This is a genomic window from Paenibacillus sp. MT124, assembly GCF_058792755.1.
The window spans coordinates 5,277,805-5,292,537 of sequence record NZ_CM179500.1; the positions used below are offsets into that span (position 1 = coordinate 5,277,805).

The following is a 14,733-nucleotide window of genomic DNA, read 5'->3' on the forward strand; positions in this document are numbered from 1 at the left end:
CGGCGTGCAGCGGCCTTCCTGCCGGCAGGCTTACGCGCCAAAGCAGTACGTGCGCCCGCCGGGGCACGCGCAGTGCGATGCCCGGGCTTGACGGCAGCCCGCCGGGTTCCAGCCTCTGGGGTTCCTGTCACCATCAGAACGCCTTGCCCTTGAAATGCTGCCGGGCGAGTACCTCGCGGCTTACCTATCGCCTTGGCTTCCGTGTGCCCGGTCCGTTTCGCTACTCTCATGGCATTCCCTCCCTTGACATGCACGGGGGCGCCGCTGCACAAAGCGCCGGAGCCTCCTTCCAGCTCCGGCGCAGGTTACTCGGGTCCCATGGGGCACCGCACAGCGGCAGCATCAGGCGCATGATGTTATGGCAGTTGTCCCTTCATGCGGACTGCAGCTTCCTGCAGCGATTCGAAGGTACCTGCATCGCTCCAGTATTTTTGCAGGATGTCATACTCCAGGCCTCCAGCAGAGGCATAGTGGTTATTGACATCCGTAATTTCAAGCTCCCCGCGTGCAGAAGGCGTAATGCCGTCAATCAGATGGAATACATGATCATCGTACATGTAAATCCCCGTTACGCAGTAAGAGGTTTTCGGCTGGCTTGGTTTCTCCTCAATGTACGATATGCGCTCCGGATGCTTCGCGTCAAAGACAGGTACACCGTAACGTCTGGCATCATCCACCTCTTTCAGCAGCACACGTGCTGTTCCCGCAGGCTGCTGCACATAACGATCAACATAAGGTTTCAGATCATCACTGAACAGATTGTCACCCAGCAGTACGACAAACTTTTCACCAGGAAGAATAAAGGACTTTGCCAGATCAAGTGCTTCAGCAATGCCTCCCGCCTGCTCCTGAATCCGGTAGGTCAACCGAACTCCAAGCTCGGCTCCGCCGCCCAGATACTCCGTGTACAGTCCCGCCGAATGTTTGCCCATTACAATCAAAATATCCTCAATACCCGCCTGACGGAGTCTGTCGATGCCATACACAATCATCGGATGTTTACCGACCGGAAGCAGATGTTTGTTAATCAGCCGCGTCAGAGGATACAGCCGTGTTCCCGTTCCTCCAGCAAGAATTACACCTTTCATTCCACATTCCCTCCCTCATCGGATGTCTCAATATATTCAAGTGGATCGACATGCCATTTATGGATAAATATCGAGCGATTACGTTCCAGCAATTGCTTCCATGCAGCCGGGTCCGTCTTCTGAAAACTCGCGCTGCCGCGATGATGCACAAGTACATCTCTGCATACAAGCAGTCGATACCCTTGCATGCGAGCCCGGTAACAATAATCATCATCCTCATAATGTCCAGGCGAATAGGCTTCGTCAAGCAAGCCGATGGACGCCATGACCTCTCGCCGAAACAACATGCACAGTCCTACAATGCGGCTGACTTCCTTCCACCTGGTTGGGTCGGAGACATTGTTGGCTGCCGCTAATTGCTGGAACTGTTCCATGCTCCCAAAGTCCAGGTCAACCTGCTGAATCCCGCTTGCATAATTGGTTACCGGACCGGTGATTCCGATGTTTGCTTCACTGTAGAGTCCGAACCGAAGATTTTCGAGCCACCGCGGGGTCACCGTGACATCATTGTTGAGCAGCAGCAGCTCATCACCGCAAGCCGCACGTAGCCCGGCATTACAGGCTGCTGGGAACCCCCGGTTCTCCGGTAATCGAACAAATCGGACTCGCTCACGGGCACAATAGGCTGCCGTACCATCGACGGAACCGTTATCTACAACCACAATCTCGTAAGGCGTGCCTGCTCCGGTATACTCCCGAATGGCATCAATACACGGCTTCAGCAGGTCCAGTCCGTTATACGTTGGGATCACGATACTTGTCAGTGTCATCGGGCGTTCCTCCTGTAAGCCACTTCAGCTCGGGATAACATCCGCGAATCTGGCCCATGCTCTGCTGAAGCCATCCAGGCTGCAATCGCCTCCAGATGGTCCCCAATGATCAATCCCGCGACTTCGTTACCACTGCCTGTATTCGTGGTACGCAAACGATTGGAGCGAATCACGTCCACCTGACAAGGCGCCGTGATGCTAAGACCGTGCCGGATCGCCATGGCTTGCGCCTTCGGTGGGACTGCCAGGGACTCAGGCTTAACAGTCATAACCATTTTGCGGGAAAGAGCATGCGGGACGGCAGTCAAGGAATTGGACCCCAGATCAGGTCTTCCGAGAGTACGGTTGAGATACGCCTTGATCCGGCTCACATCATCCTGCCGGGCAAACGGTGGCAGCAATGAATTCAGATCATTCAGGGCCACATCGCTTCCACGGTCTACTGCATACAGAAATGGAGCCAGCTGTTCTGCCGGAAGCACCATGTCCCCATCCACAAAAAGAATCACTTCCGCTTCGGTCATCTTCGCTCCAAGTGCGCGGCCCACATCATGTCCTGCCCGATCCGGTTCATACACAAGGGTTATATCGGACTCGGCCAGCACCAGATTCAAACTGTCGTCCGTTGTTCCATTCAACACAACAATGATGTCCTTCAGCGGCAGCCGCTTTAACTGTGCCATTACTATACCCAGTGTCCGTTCTTCATTGCACGCACAGACAACGGCGGCAGCAGAATAATGGAGGGGGAGTGGAACAATATCCACTGGATATCCTGCACCCTGCACGTATCCTTGCATATATGCTTTCCCTGCCTGCATGGCAGCTTCATAGCTTCCGAAATCTCCCGAGATGGACTGCCAGTGCTCACGCCAGGCGAGACGTACATGTTGGGCAGCCAACGCTTTATCTTCAGGTGCACTGCGTCCTGCCTGATGACCCGACTTCCATACTGCATTCAAACGAGGTTCTGGAGCTTTGGCTGCTCTACCCTTCGGCCGCCTTCTCCCGGGAATGTTCCGTCTGGACGCCAGTTGTCTCTTCATCGTCCGACGATGGCGGACAACTCTCGAACGTTCTTTCATTTTCTCACCTCGTCAGACAGCGAACACGCTGCAGGTCGGAATACCCTCCGCGTGGACCGAGTTCGTCGGTGATCCACCTGATCGCTGTCAGATGATCATTCAGCACCACTTGGCTCAGCGGATCTGGCCCGCTTCGCCGTTTCACCCGAACCGCATTCATTTTACCGACAGGTACATGATGAACGGCGCGTACCTCTAATCCACTCGATACGGCTTTGGCTAATGCAAGCGGAGGAACCTCCAGCGAAGGAACGCCTATAACATCAAGTGCCCTGCGGCTTAGCGCATGCGGAATGGCTGTCATTGAAGCCCCCTGCAGGTCCGGCCTGGCCAGGATGCTGTTCAGGACATGCTTGGCCTCCACCACTGGATGTACAGGATTTCGTTTAACCGGACCGTCATAATCGTTAAGCGCTACATCTGTTCCATCCAATATGGCCTGCACATAGGGAGCAAGCTGCTCTGCAGGTATGGGGATATCTGCATCGGTAAAAAGGAGGATTCTTCCGCGGGCAGCCGCTGCCCCCATTCGTCTTCCTGCATCGTGACCCAGAGCCTCTGTATACAAAAGCACTCTTGCGCCTGCTGCCTGTGCCGCTGCTGCCGTGCCGTCCGTTGAGCCGTTGACAACGGCAATCACTTCGGAATCCCTGCAGATGCGAAGCGCCTGCCTAACAACTCTGCCAATCGTCTTTTCTTCATTCATTGCCGGTATAATCACCGAAAGCATGGGGATGTTTGGATGGATTTCCTCCCGTATTGGGGGGATGACGTATCTGGGGGTTCCCGCACCCTTCTTGCTCACGGGTTTTACACGTCTTTTGTGCAACTGCTTCCTCTTTCGGCTCACTACTTTGGCGGCTGAATGAACAGTACGACGACGCTGCTGCAATACTGTCACCTCCCACCCTCAAAAATACTCATCATGCCAAGGGAGTACACGTTATTCTATGTAATTAGGGAATAGTGGAAACGGCGTTTGTCCTTGATTTCCATAAGCTTCTGGCAGGAAAAGAGTTGTTCAGCCTCCTCCTTCACTTTTTTAGAGGACCTTCTGATATAGAAACAAAAGCGGTATCCCGGACAATTCCAGGAACCGCTTTTGTGCATGAACTTCGTGAATTGACGTTTCTTTTTTAATTTGCAGGACCCGCTGCAATCCAGGACAACAAACCATAGGTGTGCTTGCATCCAGGTGTACGGAACACTTCCAATACTGCTTCATCCTCACTCTGGGACAGCAGTGATACCTGGAATCCGCGATCATTACTCATTCCTACAATCACATAATGTTCTGATGCAAATGATTGCTCGAATGCGACGGTTACCTCAACGCATACTTCATTTTCAGGCAGGATAAAGGCCTCCATGCCGAACTGCTGAACGACCGGCTGACGACTCACACTGCGAACCGGCTGGAATGACAGGTGTTCCGGACCAACTGCTCCAAGCTGCAGCTGGCTGCTTCCAACAGCACCATCACTCAGATGCTCCTGCTTTACCGCCTGCTCACTCAGCTTAAACTCCGTAATTGCACCAGTTTCCTGTGCAAGTTCACGTGGTGGCTCCTGAAACTGTGGTTGGATTCCGTTATCTGGTTTCGAGGAATCCGCCGCTGTTCCTCCAAGCTGATTCACTTGTGACGGCTGTTCCTGTTTTTGACCCAGTTCTCCGAGGATCGCCGGTGGCGTTGGCTGTGCAGCCTCATTTCCCCCCTGAAGCAAGGCTTCCTGCCTTTTGATCGCTGCCAGCTGTTCCAACGTCTCTCCACTAAACTGTCGAATCGCATTCCAGATCTCTTCGCTCAAGTGCGCCGGGCCTACAATGCCCGCGTTCAAGTGACTAGAGGTAATACTTTGTTCAGCCAATTTGCTGCCGTTTACGCTGCCGTCTGCCAGCTTCGCAGTCGTTACCGATCCATTCTGCAGATGAATTCCGCTTACCAATTCTTCTGCCAAATGGGATGTGCGGATGCTGCGTTCCTGAATATGATCAGCCAGAATCGTTCCATCCTGGATATGACGGGATTGCACGCTTTTGTTGGCCAGGTGGGCAGCCGCGACTGCACCTTCAAGCAATTTGTTGCTGTTTACACTCCCATCAGCCAGTTTGGCACTTGTGATTGAGCCATTATGCAAATGAATTGCACTTACCGATTCGGCTTTCAGATGGGAAATTCCAATGCTGCGTTCCTGAATATGATCGCCATGAATGGCTTTCACCTGAATATGCCGGGATTGCACACTTCCATTCGCAATATGGACATCGGATACGGCATCTTCAAGCAATTTGCTGCTGCTTACGGTGCCATCAGCCAGTTTGGCACTCGTAACCGACCCATCTTGCAGATGGTCCGCACTTACGGCTTCCTCTTCCAAGTGAACCGTGCCGATGCTGTTCTCCTGGATATGGCCAGCCAGGATGGCTCCTTCCTGAATGTGGCGGGATTGCACGCTTTCCGATGCAAGATGAACTCCCGTTACCGTATCTTCAAGTATTTTGCTGCTGCTCACACTGCCATCGGCCAGTTTGGCACTCGTGACGGACCCATTTTGCAGGTGAACCGCATTTACGGCTTCCTCTTCCAAATGGTTTGTGCCGATGCTGCGCTCCTGGATGTGATTGGCATGGATGGCACCTGCCTCAATGTGCCCGGATTGCACACTTTCCGCTGCGATATGAATTCCGGATATCGTTCCATCCAGCAGCTTGCTGCCGCTTACACTGCTATCGGCCAGTTTGGCACTGGTTACAGATCCATTTTGCAAATGGATTGCACTCACCGACTCCTCTTCCAGATGAGTTGTGCCGATGCTGCACTCTTGAATATGGCCAGCATGGATGGCCCCATCTTGGATATGCCGCGATTGCACACTATCATCTGCAATGTGAATATCGGATACGGCTCCCTCAAGCAGCTTGCTTCCGTTTACACTACCGTCGGCCAGTTTGGCACTGATTACAGATCCATTTTGCAAATGAATCGCACTTACCGCTTCCTCTTCCAGATGGGGCGTGCCAATGCTGCGCTCCTGAATATGGTCAGCAAGGATGGCTCCTTCCTGAATATGACGGGATTGCACACTTTCGGAGGTGATATGAATACCGGATATCGCACCTTCGAGCAGCTTACTTCCACTCACACTGCCGTCGGCCAGTTTGGTACTCGTTACAGATCCATTTTGCAGGTGAATTGCACTTACCGCATCTTCTTCCAGATGAACTGTACCGATACTCCGCTCCTGAATATGATCGGCATGGATCGCATCTGCCTGTATATGCTCGGATTGCACACTTTCCGCTGCGATATGAGCTGCGGATATCGTTCCTTCGAGCAATTTGCTGCCGCTGATGCTGCCTTCCGCCAGCTTCGCACTCGTTACCGACCCATCTTGCAAATGAATCGCACTTACCGACTCCTCTTCCAGATGGGCTTCGCCAATACTGCCCTCTTGAATATGATTTGCGAGGATGGCTCCCTCCTGGATATGACGGGACTGCACACTCTCGTCTCCAATATGGGCGGCTTCAATCGTTCCTGCGGCCAATTTGCTGCCATCCACACTGCCGCTTGCCAGCTTGGAGCCTGTTACTGCTCCTTCCTGCAGTATAATTGTACTTACTGCTTCTTCCTCCAGGTGAGCCGTTCCGATGCTGCGTTCATGAATATGATGCGGAAGTATTTCACCATCCTGAATATGGCGGGAATGTACTGCGCCCTGCTGCAGGTGAACCGCACTTGTCGACTCTGCCTGAAGGTGAAGCCCACTGATCAAGCCGGGCTGAAGGTGAGCTGCTGTGATGGATAAAGGTGCCAGATGGTCTGTTTCAACAGACCCCGGAGCCAGGTGATGGGAAGTAATGACCTGTTCAGCAATATGCTCACCATGGATAATGTCTGGCTTCAGATGCTCTGAGTTTACGACATGCTGACCCAGATGGTCGGACTTCACACTGCCCTCTGCCAGATGTTCCGTTTGCACAACGGAAGCCTGCAGATGCTTACTGCTTATGGCATTCTCTTGTAATTCGGTCCCCGATACCGAGTCTGCTGTTAAGTGGTCTGCAGTTACGGACCCATGGCGTAGTTTGTTGCCTGTGATACTGCCATCGGCAAATAATTCCGGTGAACGTATTTCCTCCGATAAATGTTCCAGAGAGACAGCATGCTGCTTCAGATGATACCCACGTATGGTTCCGGCAGGAATATGCTTGGCGTTAATACTTTCTGCCATGATCTTGGAAGAAGTCACGCTACCGTCGGCCAGTTTGGCTGATGTGACAGCAAAATCCGCCAGTTTATCCGTAGCAACACTCTCTGGTGAGAGCTTGGGGGAGGTAACCGAATGATCTGTCAGATGCGGCGGAAAAATGGACCCTCCCGCCAGCTGAGCGGAAGTGATGCTGCCAGGAGCCAATTTGTCCGTTGTAACTGCCGCACGTGCAATGGCATCCGTTTCAACACTACCCGGCTGAAGGTGAGGGACACCTACGGCGTGTTCCGTCAGATGCTCCGATTTCACGGCATATGGCCTCAGGGCCTCGGACCCCACGCTTCCTGGAGCCAGATGTGTACCCGTAACACCACCGTTTGCAAGATGCGAGGATGCGACACTTCCCGGAGCGAGCGCTCTGCTGCTAACCGATGCTGTTCCCAGTTTTTCGGATGTCACACTTTCATCCGCAAGCTTCACGTCTGTCACTGCACCATCCTGTAATTCATACGTACCCACCGCAGCCTCAGCCAGATGCCGCTCGGATACTACGCCATCTGCAAGCGCTTCTCCGGACACACTTCCGGTAGACAAATGAGGTGCCTCAATGCTTCCACTTGCAATGTGAATCGAGTGAATCGCAGCATTATCCACATGTACCGGTGTAATTCCCCGATTAACGATATGTTCTGCTCGAATGGAGCCTTTGGCAAGATGTTTGCCCTGTACTGCTTCATCCGCAATTTTGGAAGCAATGACACTTTGGTCCGAGATCTTGGAAGCCGTAATCGACTGCTCCAGCAATTTTGCCGTTCCAACCGACTGGTCTGCCAGCTTGCTGCTGGTTACGGCTCCCTCAGCCAAGTGTTCACTGCCGACTTCCCCTTTGCCCAGCTGTTCCTTACCCACCGCCTGTGCACGAATCTGGTTTGAACCGATGGAACCATCCAGCAAATGCTTTCCACTGAGTGAACCCTCAGCCAAATGTCTAGTTTGTATGGATCCATCCTCGATCTGATCGCTCCCAATGCTGCCAATCGATAATTGCGAACGCCCGACTGCTCCTTCCGCCAGATGGGACTGTTTCACTGCTCCCTCTTGGATATGGTGAGACTCAATGGAGTTATCTTCGATCTTGCTGCCTGTGACAGCACCTTCACGAATTTTGGAAGTGGTCACTGCATCGTCAGCCAGTTTGGACGTATGCACGGCGCCTCCCGTGAGATGCCGGGTATCCACACCGCTAATGGCGATCTTATCTCCGGTTACCGCATGATTCTTGATTAAATCTTCCGTAACCAGCATGCGGCTGAGATGTCTGGTGCCGATGGAGCCATCGGCAATTTTGGCCGAATCGATGACCTGATTGCCGAGCTTCTGTGACGTAATGCTGCCGTCTTTGATTTTCTCGCCGGCAATTGACGCATTGCGTATTTTGTGACCGGACACAGAGCCATCAATCAGGTGTTCCTCGGATACCGAAGCCTCTGCAAGTTTGGCAGAGACAATCGCTCCGTCTGCAATGTGAATGCTGGTCACCGCATAATCCTGCAATGCTTCACTGCCGACTGCACCCGGTTTCAGCTTGGAGTCATCCACAGAGAATGGAGCCAGCTTGCTTTCCGTAACTGCAAAATCACTCAGATCATCCGTGTAGATATAGTGTCCGGTATGGCCCGGCATCTGGTTCTGGTTCAGAATCTCCAACCGGTCTCTACCTGCGGTCTCCTGCTGGATGATATTTTGCTCTTCCAGAGCAAGCGAAGCCACACTGCTCACCTGAATTTGCTTTTCTTGGTTATCTTGCGTCTGGGCATCCTCACTATCCGATGCGGCAGGTTCCGGATCATTCGTTTCGCCTGCGATAACCAGGTCCTCCAGCTCGTTCATAGAGGCAGGGAGTTCCGTTGATTCGTTCAAGAATTCTTCGGGTGCCTGATTCGCTCTCGAATCCAGTTTATTTGTATTCAAGCGCTCTTCCCTATTCTGGGTTAGACCTGAATTCATGGTGCCTGCACGGCGTTCGGTCAGTTCCAGTTCCTTAAATTTGGGGCTCACATGCCGCAGTTTCGGTGTAGGAACCTTCTTATTGCCTTTTTTACTCATGCAGCTTGCTCCTTCCTCTAACGTTCATCTCCGGCATCATATGCTCTGGTATGGGCATCTGCCACTTCATATCACGACTTTTGAAGGCAAGATTGGATGGATGAGCAGGTCAAACTGCAAACGATGAACCTGTCCATAGTGAAATAGGCTGTGCCTGGCTATAGATGTAAGGCGGCTGTCCACGCCCCTGCTGGAAAAATGTCATACGATACTTCATAAGCCTTCCGTATACATCCGTAAAACGGCTTACAATGCAATCCGCTTGATTCATTTCACCCTTACCTGGGTTCACAATTGGATGTGTGGAGCTATTAATAACACGCCGGTGCATGAAGGTGCATCATCATTCCGGTCTGCGTGATTGTGATGTCCCATCATGCGTTGACAGACCGGCATCCCATATATGGACGATCCATGTCGCGATAATATTGAAGGAGGAACGGTCATGCCCCCAGAAACGATCGGCATCATGTTCGATTCACGCATGTACCGGGGGATACCGGCCGGAAGGACCGGTCAGGAATCGCTCGCGAATTATGAGCAGGCAGCGGCCTGTTATGGATTAACGCCTTGCTTTTTGCGGCTTGAAGATGTGGATTCGGAGACGAAGACGTGTCTGGCATATGTCAAAAAGGATGGCGTTTACGTTCGTCAAAAAATGCCTCTGCCTGCCGTTATCCATAATCGGGCTCTCCAGCTTCGCCGGGCAGATCAGCATGAGGTGACCAGGCTGCTGCTGCAGGGCATACAGGTATTTAACGTTCGGAATCGGTATCGCAAGGATCATATTCATGACATGCTGCACCAGGATCCTGCACTGAAGAAACATCTCCCTTATGCTGCCAAAGCTACGCCAGAGTCTCTGGCTTATATGATGGAACATTATAATGATCTGATCATCAAACCGTGCAGCGGCAGTATCGGACACGGTATCATGCGTTTGTATAAACGAGACGGGGACTGGAAATTGACGTGCCAGACCAAGGCTTCCCGCAAAGGCTGGGCAACCTTCCGGCTCAGCAGGGGACAACTGCCCTCCGCCACCTTAAGACGAATTTTTCGCCATGCATATCTCATTGAGGAACGGATTCCACTGGTTCGTTACGAAGGAAGACCCGTAGATCTGCGTGTATCTGTACAGCGGGGGATTGACGGTCTATGGGGCATTACGGGCATGTTCGCCAAGGCAGCACCAGCACACACCTTTGTCACCAATATTGCTCAAGGGGGTAAGGTGATGACCCTGGCAGAAGCAATGAGTGAAGGAGAACTGGGAATCAGCATTCCAGAGCTCGAAGCCCGGATCAGTTCAGTTGGACTCCGAATTGCACGCACACTGGCTTCCAGCCTGCCGCATCTGGCCGACCTGGGCCTTGATCTGGGGATTGCCAGAAACGGACAGATTTACTTCATCGAATGTAATGGACGGGACCAGCGCTACGGTTTTCGCAAGGCGGGAATGCCCGAACACTGGAAGGCCAGCTACCGTGAGCCCATGGCATATGGACGTCTGCTGATGGAGCAAAACTCGCAGATTCCGCGTCAACCGCAAACCTACCGTAAGTACCCATATTGATTTCGCTGGCATTCTGTGTCAATATTATGCAGAACGGCCGGTCCTGCCGGCCTTGAAGTTCGCACTAACCCTAAGGGGGATATTCATGGCAAAAACGCTGTTGCGGTTAATGACCGAGCTTTCTTCTCGCAAGTGGATCTCCCGGACCGTGGGAGCCTTCTCCAAGAGCAGGGGAAGCAAGGCATTTATCCCTTATTTTGTCCGGACCTACAACATCCCTGTTCAGGAAGCCGAGAAAGACTGGAAGGAATATCGTTCACTGAATGATTTCTTCACCCGCAAATTAAAGCCGGGCATGCGCCCGCTGGATCTTTCGGAACATGCACTCATCAGCCCCGTCGATGCCAAAATCACGGCAGCAGGGCCGGTATCTGCAGGTACACTCCTGAATGTTAAGGGACAAAATTATACACTTGCTGAATTATTAAACCACTCACCACATCTGGAGAAGTACAAGCACGGTTATGCATTCGTCCTGTACCTCAGCCCTCGTGACTACCACCGGATTCATGCACCCGTTAGCGGGCACAGAATCGAAAGTGAGCATATCAAGGGGAAGGTTTACCCTGTAAATGATTTTGGTCTGACTCATATGAAGTCGGTGCTAAGTCGAAACGAACGTCTGATTACGTATATCGGTCACGCTTATGGAGAAGTCGCTGTCGTCAAAGTCGGCGCCATGAACGTAAGCAGCATTCAGTACGCGGATACGGCTGTAAGTACTTGGGCACAAGGGGATGACCTGGCTTATTTTGAATTCGGTTCCACTGTGGTACTGCTGACGCAGAGCGGCACATTTGAACCTGAGCCCAGTCTCCAGCCGGGTGATTCCGTCAAAATGGGTACACTGCTTGGCCGCCTGAAGCCAAATCGCTGAATACTCCAGGACCAAATAAAGAGGATGGCGCAAGACCTGATTGCAGGTGCTTGCGCCATCCTCTTTAGGATTGAAATATGATTGTTCCACGGTAGTCACTGGAGATTCCTTATATACATTCAATACGAAACATCGCTCCGTATGTATAGGCCCTCTGACTCTTCTTCAAAACCACACGTCTTGCAGTTCCTCTGCCGGTTTGAAGCGACGCAGACGGTTCCGGAAAATAGTGCATCCCTTCATAGAGCATCCCCGGTTGCGGATCCGCCGTTTTCCGTTCATCACAAGTTCCCCCTTTCGTTTCGTCTGGAATGCTACTTACTTACCCCTGGCCTCCAGACTTGAAACGTTACCCTGATCTCATGCATCGTACCTAACGAATCTCGGAAGGACTTTTGCCGGTGTATTGCTTGAACTGACGACTGAAGAAAAAGATATCCCGATACCCGAGGGCATCTGCGACCTCGGTTACATTCATGCCCGTATGCACCAGCAAATGTTCTGCGCGCTCAATGCGCATGCGAATGATATACGACTGAACAGAAGAGCCAATTAATTCCTTGAATTTGATGGAGAAGTATCGGGGCGACAAGCCCGCACGTGCAGCCAGATCCTCCACCCGGTGGGTAATTCCCGGATGCTGGCGTACATAATTTGCCACTTCCTGAATGACATCCGACAATTGGTTGCTGACCCTTTTCTCCACAGGTGATTCCGTATCCGCACGCAGCAAATGAATCATCAGCTGTTTCAAAATAAGCCGACTCTCCTCGTCCCGCCCATATACATCGGATAAGAACAGTCTTACATACCGGGCCAGCAAATGCTCGAATTCCACGGTTTCCTGTACCTCACGATAAGACTGAGGCACATCATTCACAGGTATATCTACATCAAAATGAATATACGTAAGTACCAACGGTTTTTGCTTATTATGTGTTGCAGTAGGATGATCGCCTGGTCTAAATAGGAAACAGCTGCCTTTGCCGACCTCATACGACCGGTCATTTAGCACAACGGTCCCTTCCCCACTCCATACATAAAATAAGTCATAGTTCTGCATCGGTTTTTCCCGCTTCTGCCACTTCCATCCCGGTTCGCAGACAATTTTGGCGACGGCGGGCAAAATAACAAAAGATGACGGCGATGCCTGCAGCATGTCGCCACTCCCCCTTGAAAGTTAATCTCTCCGCATGTTGCATCATCATTGAATTCCAATCGCTTATAGTTCGCTTACGGTTATCAGGCCTTAGAATTAGAACACAATCCTTTCGGTTCAGCCTGTCCCTAAACTCAGTACGCTTCCTGGAATCTGATGCAAAGTGCTTGTATGTGATTTCTGCTCCTCCCGGAGCGAAATGTCTTCATCCATTATACAGCGAATTTCAGTGAAACGAAAATGTACTCTTCTCCCATGCCAGCCGCAGTCTTCTGATGCCTTCCGTGATCTCCTCTTTCTCCAGATGCGCAAAGCCAAAACAAACAGAAGGAGGACCAGGGATCAGTTGATAACGCTCGGCATCCCGAAATAATACACCTTCTTCCTTCGCTATCGTTTTGAATTTCAGAAAGCTGTCCGGACTGCCATTCCAGGTCGCGTAGATGTGAAGTCCTGCATCTCCTGGCTGCATGGTGAAAGCCTCTGGTAACTGATGTACCATCTCCTGGACAAAAAAAGCATGCCGTTCCCCGTATAGCCGGGTTAACCGTCTCAAATGCCGCAGATATCCGCCCCTGCTCATGAATTTGGCCAAGGCTCGCTGTTCCAATAACGCAGGGGGTACCGGCTCATATAGGGCTTTCGCTGCAAGGAGTGGCTGCACCAGACTTGAAGGCAGGACCGCATAGCCCAGCCGGAAGGAAGCAATCATTGTCTGTGAGAATGATCCGACATAGATCACCCGCTGCTCGCGGTCCAATACTTTAAGCGGTTCAATCGGTCTGCCTCCCCAGCGAAATTCACTGTCGTAGTCATCTTCAATGATGACGGCGTTGCGCCTCGAGGCCCAGGCTAGCAGCGTTTTGCGTCTATCCAGTCCTAACACCGCCCCAGTCGGGAACTGCCGGGTTGGGGTAACGAACAGCGTCTGGGCGTTCCAATCTTCAGGGATGATGCCCTGCGAATCAACAGCTGTCGGTACAGCTCTGCCCCCACACGCGTTCACCGCATGTGCGATTCCCTGGTACCCCGGATTTTCCAATATGACCTGCGCCCCTTCCGGGATCAGCAGTTGTGCCAGCAATGTAATACCTTGCATCGAACCACTGAACAGTACAATCTGGGATGCATCCGCCTGAATCCCCCGTGTCCATCTCAGATGTGAAGCGATGGCCTCACGCAGTTCAGGGTCTCCTGCTGCACCGCTTTGCTCCCGCCAATCGCTTCGGTGTACGGCGGCGAGTGCGCTTTTCCATTCCGATGTGGGGAAGTGGCCTGCCGGCATGCGATGGACATGAAAATCGATGATATGCCGATCCTGAACAGAGACAGATTCCGTTCCTTTTTGGGTATCCAGTCTGCTTACGCGTTCTCCCCATGGGGAGAGCTGAATGACTGCTTCCTGTTCCCCTTGGGCCTCTGTCCTAAATGTGCCTTTAACGAACGTACCTCTGCCCCGATGTGCCTCTACGTAACCATCCGCGAGCAGCATGTCATATACCTGTGCCACAGAACCGCGTGACATGTCATACTGGCTCGCGAGTTCTCGCGTAGAAGGAAGACGTGCCCCTTCCGCGAGTGTTCCCGCATGAATGGCGTCGCGCAAGGCATGATACAGTGCCGTGTATTTATAACGATGCTGATGCTCATAGGAATCCAAGGGCAGCCACAGTTCCATGACTCTCGCTCCCCTCTCTTTCATATTTTCAAACCATATGGCGGTGCCTCTTACTCCAAGTTCATTATATTCTCCATCTTTCACCTCAGTAATTGGCCTATAAAAATGAATGTAAATTGGATCTATTTTTATGTCAATGCATGTTTTATCGTTAGAGCAACATTTCAATTGCCATTCAAG

General features: G+C 52.0%; 9 protein-coding genes. 2 read left to right on the top strand and 7 right to left on the bottom strand.

What is annotated here, in order from left to right:
* Window positions 1-356: 356 nt before the first annotated feature.
* The 5 genes from AC3RCI_RS23885 to AC3RCI_RS23905 form a co-directional block, all read right to left on the bottom strand.
* Entirely contained in the window at window positions 357-1,088 is a 732-nt protein-coding gene (locus AC3RCI_RS23885) for a sugar phosphate nucleotidyltransferase (RefSeq protein ID WP_336782951.1), read from the bottom strand.
* Entirely contained in the window at window positions 1,085-1,858 is a 774-nt protein-coding gene (locus AC3RCI_RS23890; protein ID WP_127538962.1) for a glycosyltransferase family 2 protein, read from the bottom strand. The genes AC3RCI_RS23885 and AC3RCI_RS23890 overlap by 4 nt, the downstream gene beginning before the upstream one ends.
* Window positions 1,855-2,943 (bottom strand): glycosyltransferase family A protein, encoded by a 1,089-nt coding sequence (locus tag AC3RCI_RS23895; protein WP_492526709.1) that lies wholly within the window; start codon window positions 2,941-2,943, stop codon window positions 1,855-1,857. The genes AC3RCI_RS23890 and AC3RCI_RS23895 overlap by 4 nt, the downstream gene beginning before the upstream one ends.
* Window positions 2,944-2,947: 4 nt before the next feature.
* Entirely contained in the window at window positions 2,948-3,835 is an 888-nt protein-coding gene (locus tag AC3RCI_RS23900; protein WP_336782955.1) for a glycosyltransferase family 2 protein, read from the bottom strand.
* Window positions 3,836-4,079: 244 nt separating this feature from the next.
* Window positions 4,080-9,263, bottom strand: coding sequence for a WIAG-tail domain (locus AC3RCI_RS23905; protein ID WP_492526711.1), 5,184 nt, complete (start codon window positions 9,261-9,263; stop codon window positions 4,080-4,082).
* A 445-nt stretch (window positions 9,264-9,708) separates the two neighbouring features.
* Between AC3RCI_RS23905 and AC3RCI_RS23910 the strand changes: the two genes are divergently transcribed.
* Together AC3RCI_RS23910 and asd are read left to right on the top strand one after the other, a co-directional pair.
* Window positions 9,709-10,839, top strand: a complete 1,131-nt coding sequence (locus AC3RCI_RS23910; RefSeq protein ID WP_336782959.1) for a YheC/YheD family endospore coat-associated protein — start codon at window positions 9,709-9,711, stop codon at window positions 10,837-10,839.
* Window positions 10,840-10,924: 85 nt separating this feature from the next.
* Window positions 10,925-11,716: an archaetidylserine decarboxylase gene (gene asd / locus AC3RCI_RS23915; RefSeq protein WP_154896376.1), complete on the top strand. Its 792-nt coding sequence runs from the start codon at window positions 10,925-10,927 to the stop codon at window positions 11,714-11,716.
* A 373-nt stretch (window positions 11,717-12,089) separates the two neighbouring features.
* Here asd and AC3RCI_RS23920 read toward each other — a convergent pair whose 3' ends face one another.
* Both AC3RCI_RS23920 and pdxR read right to left on the bottom strand, forming a co-directional pair.
* Window positions 12,090-12,875, bottom strand: coding sequence for a helix-turn-helix domain-containing protein (locus AC3RCI_RS23920; protein ID WP_095292024.1), 786 nt, complete (start codon window positions 12,873-12,875; stop codon window positions 12,090-12,092).
* Window positions 12,876-13,101: 226 nt separating this feature from the next.
* Window positions 13,102-14,553 carry a MocR-like pyridoxine biosynthesis transcription factor PdxR gene (gene pdxR, locus AC3RCI_RS23925; RefSeq protein ID WP_492526713.1) on the bottom strand — a complete coding sequence of 484 codons (1,452 nt, stop codon included), beginning with the start codon at window positions 14,551-14,553 and terminating at the stop codon, window positions 13,102-13,104.
* Window positions 14,554-14,733 lie beyond the last annotated feature (180 nt).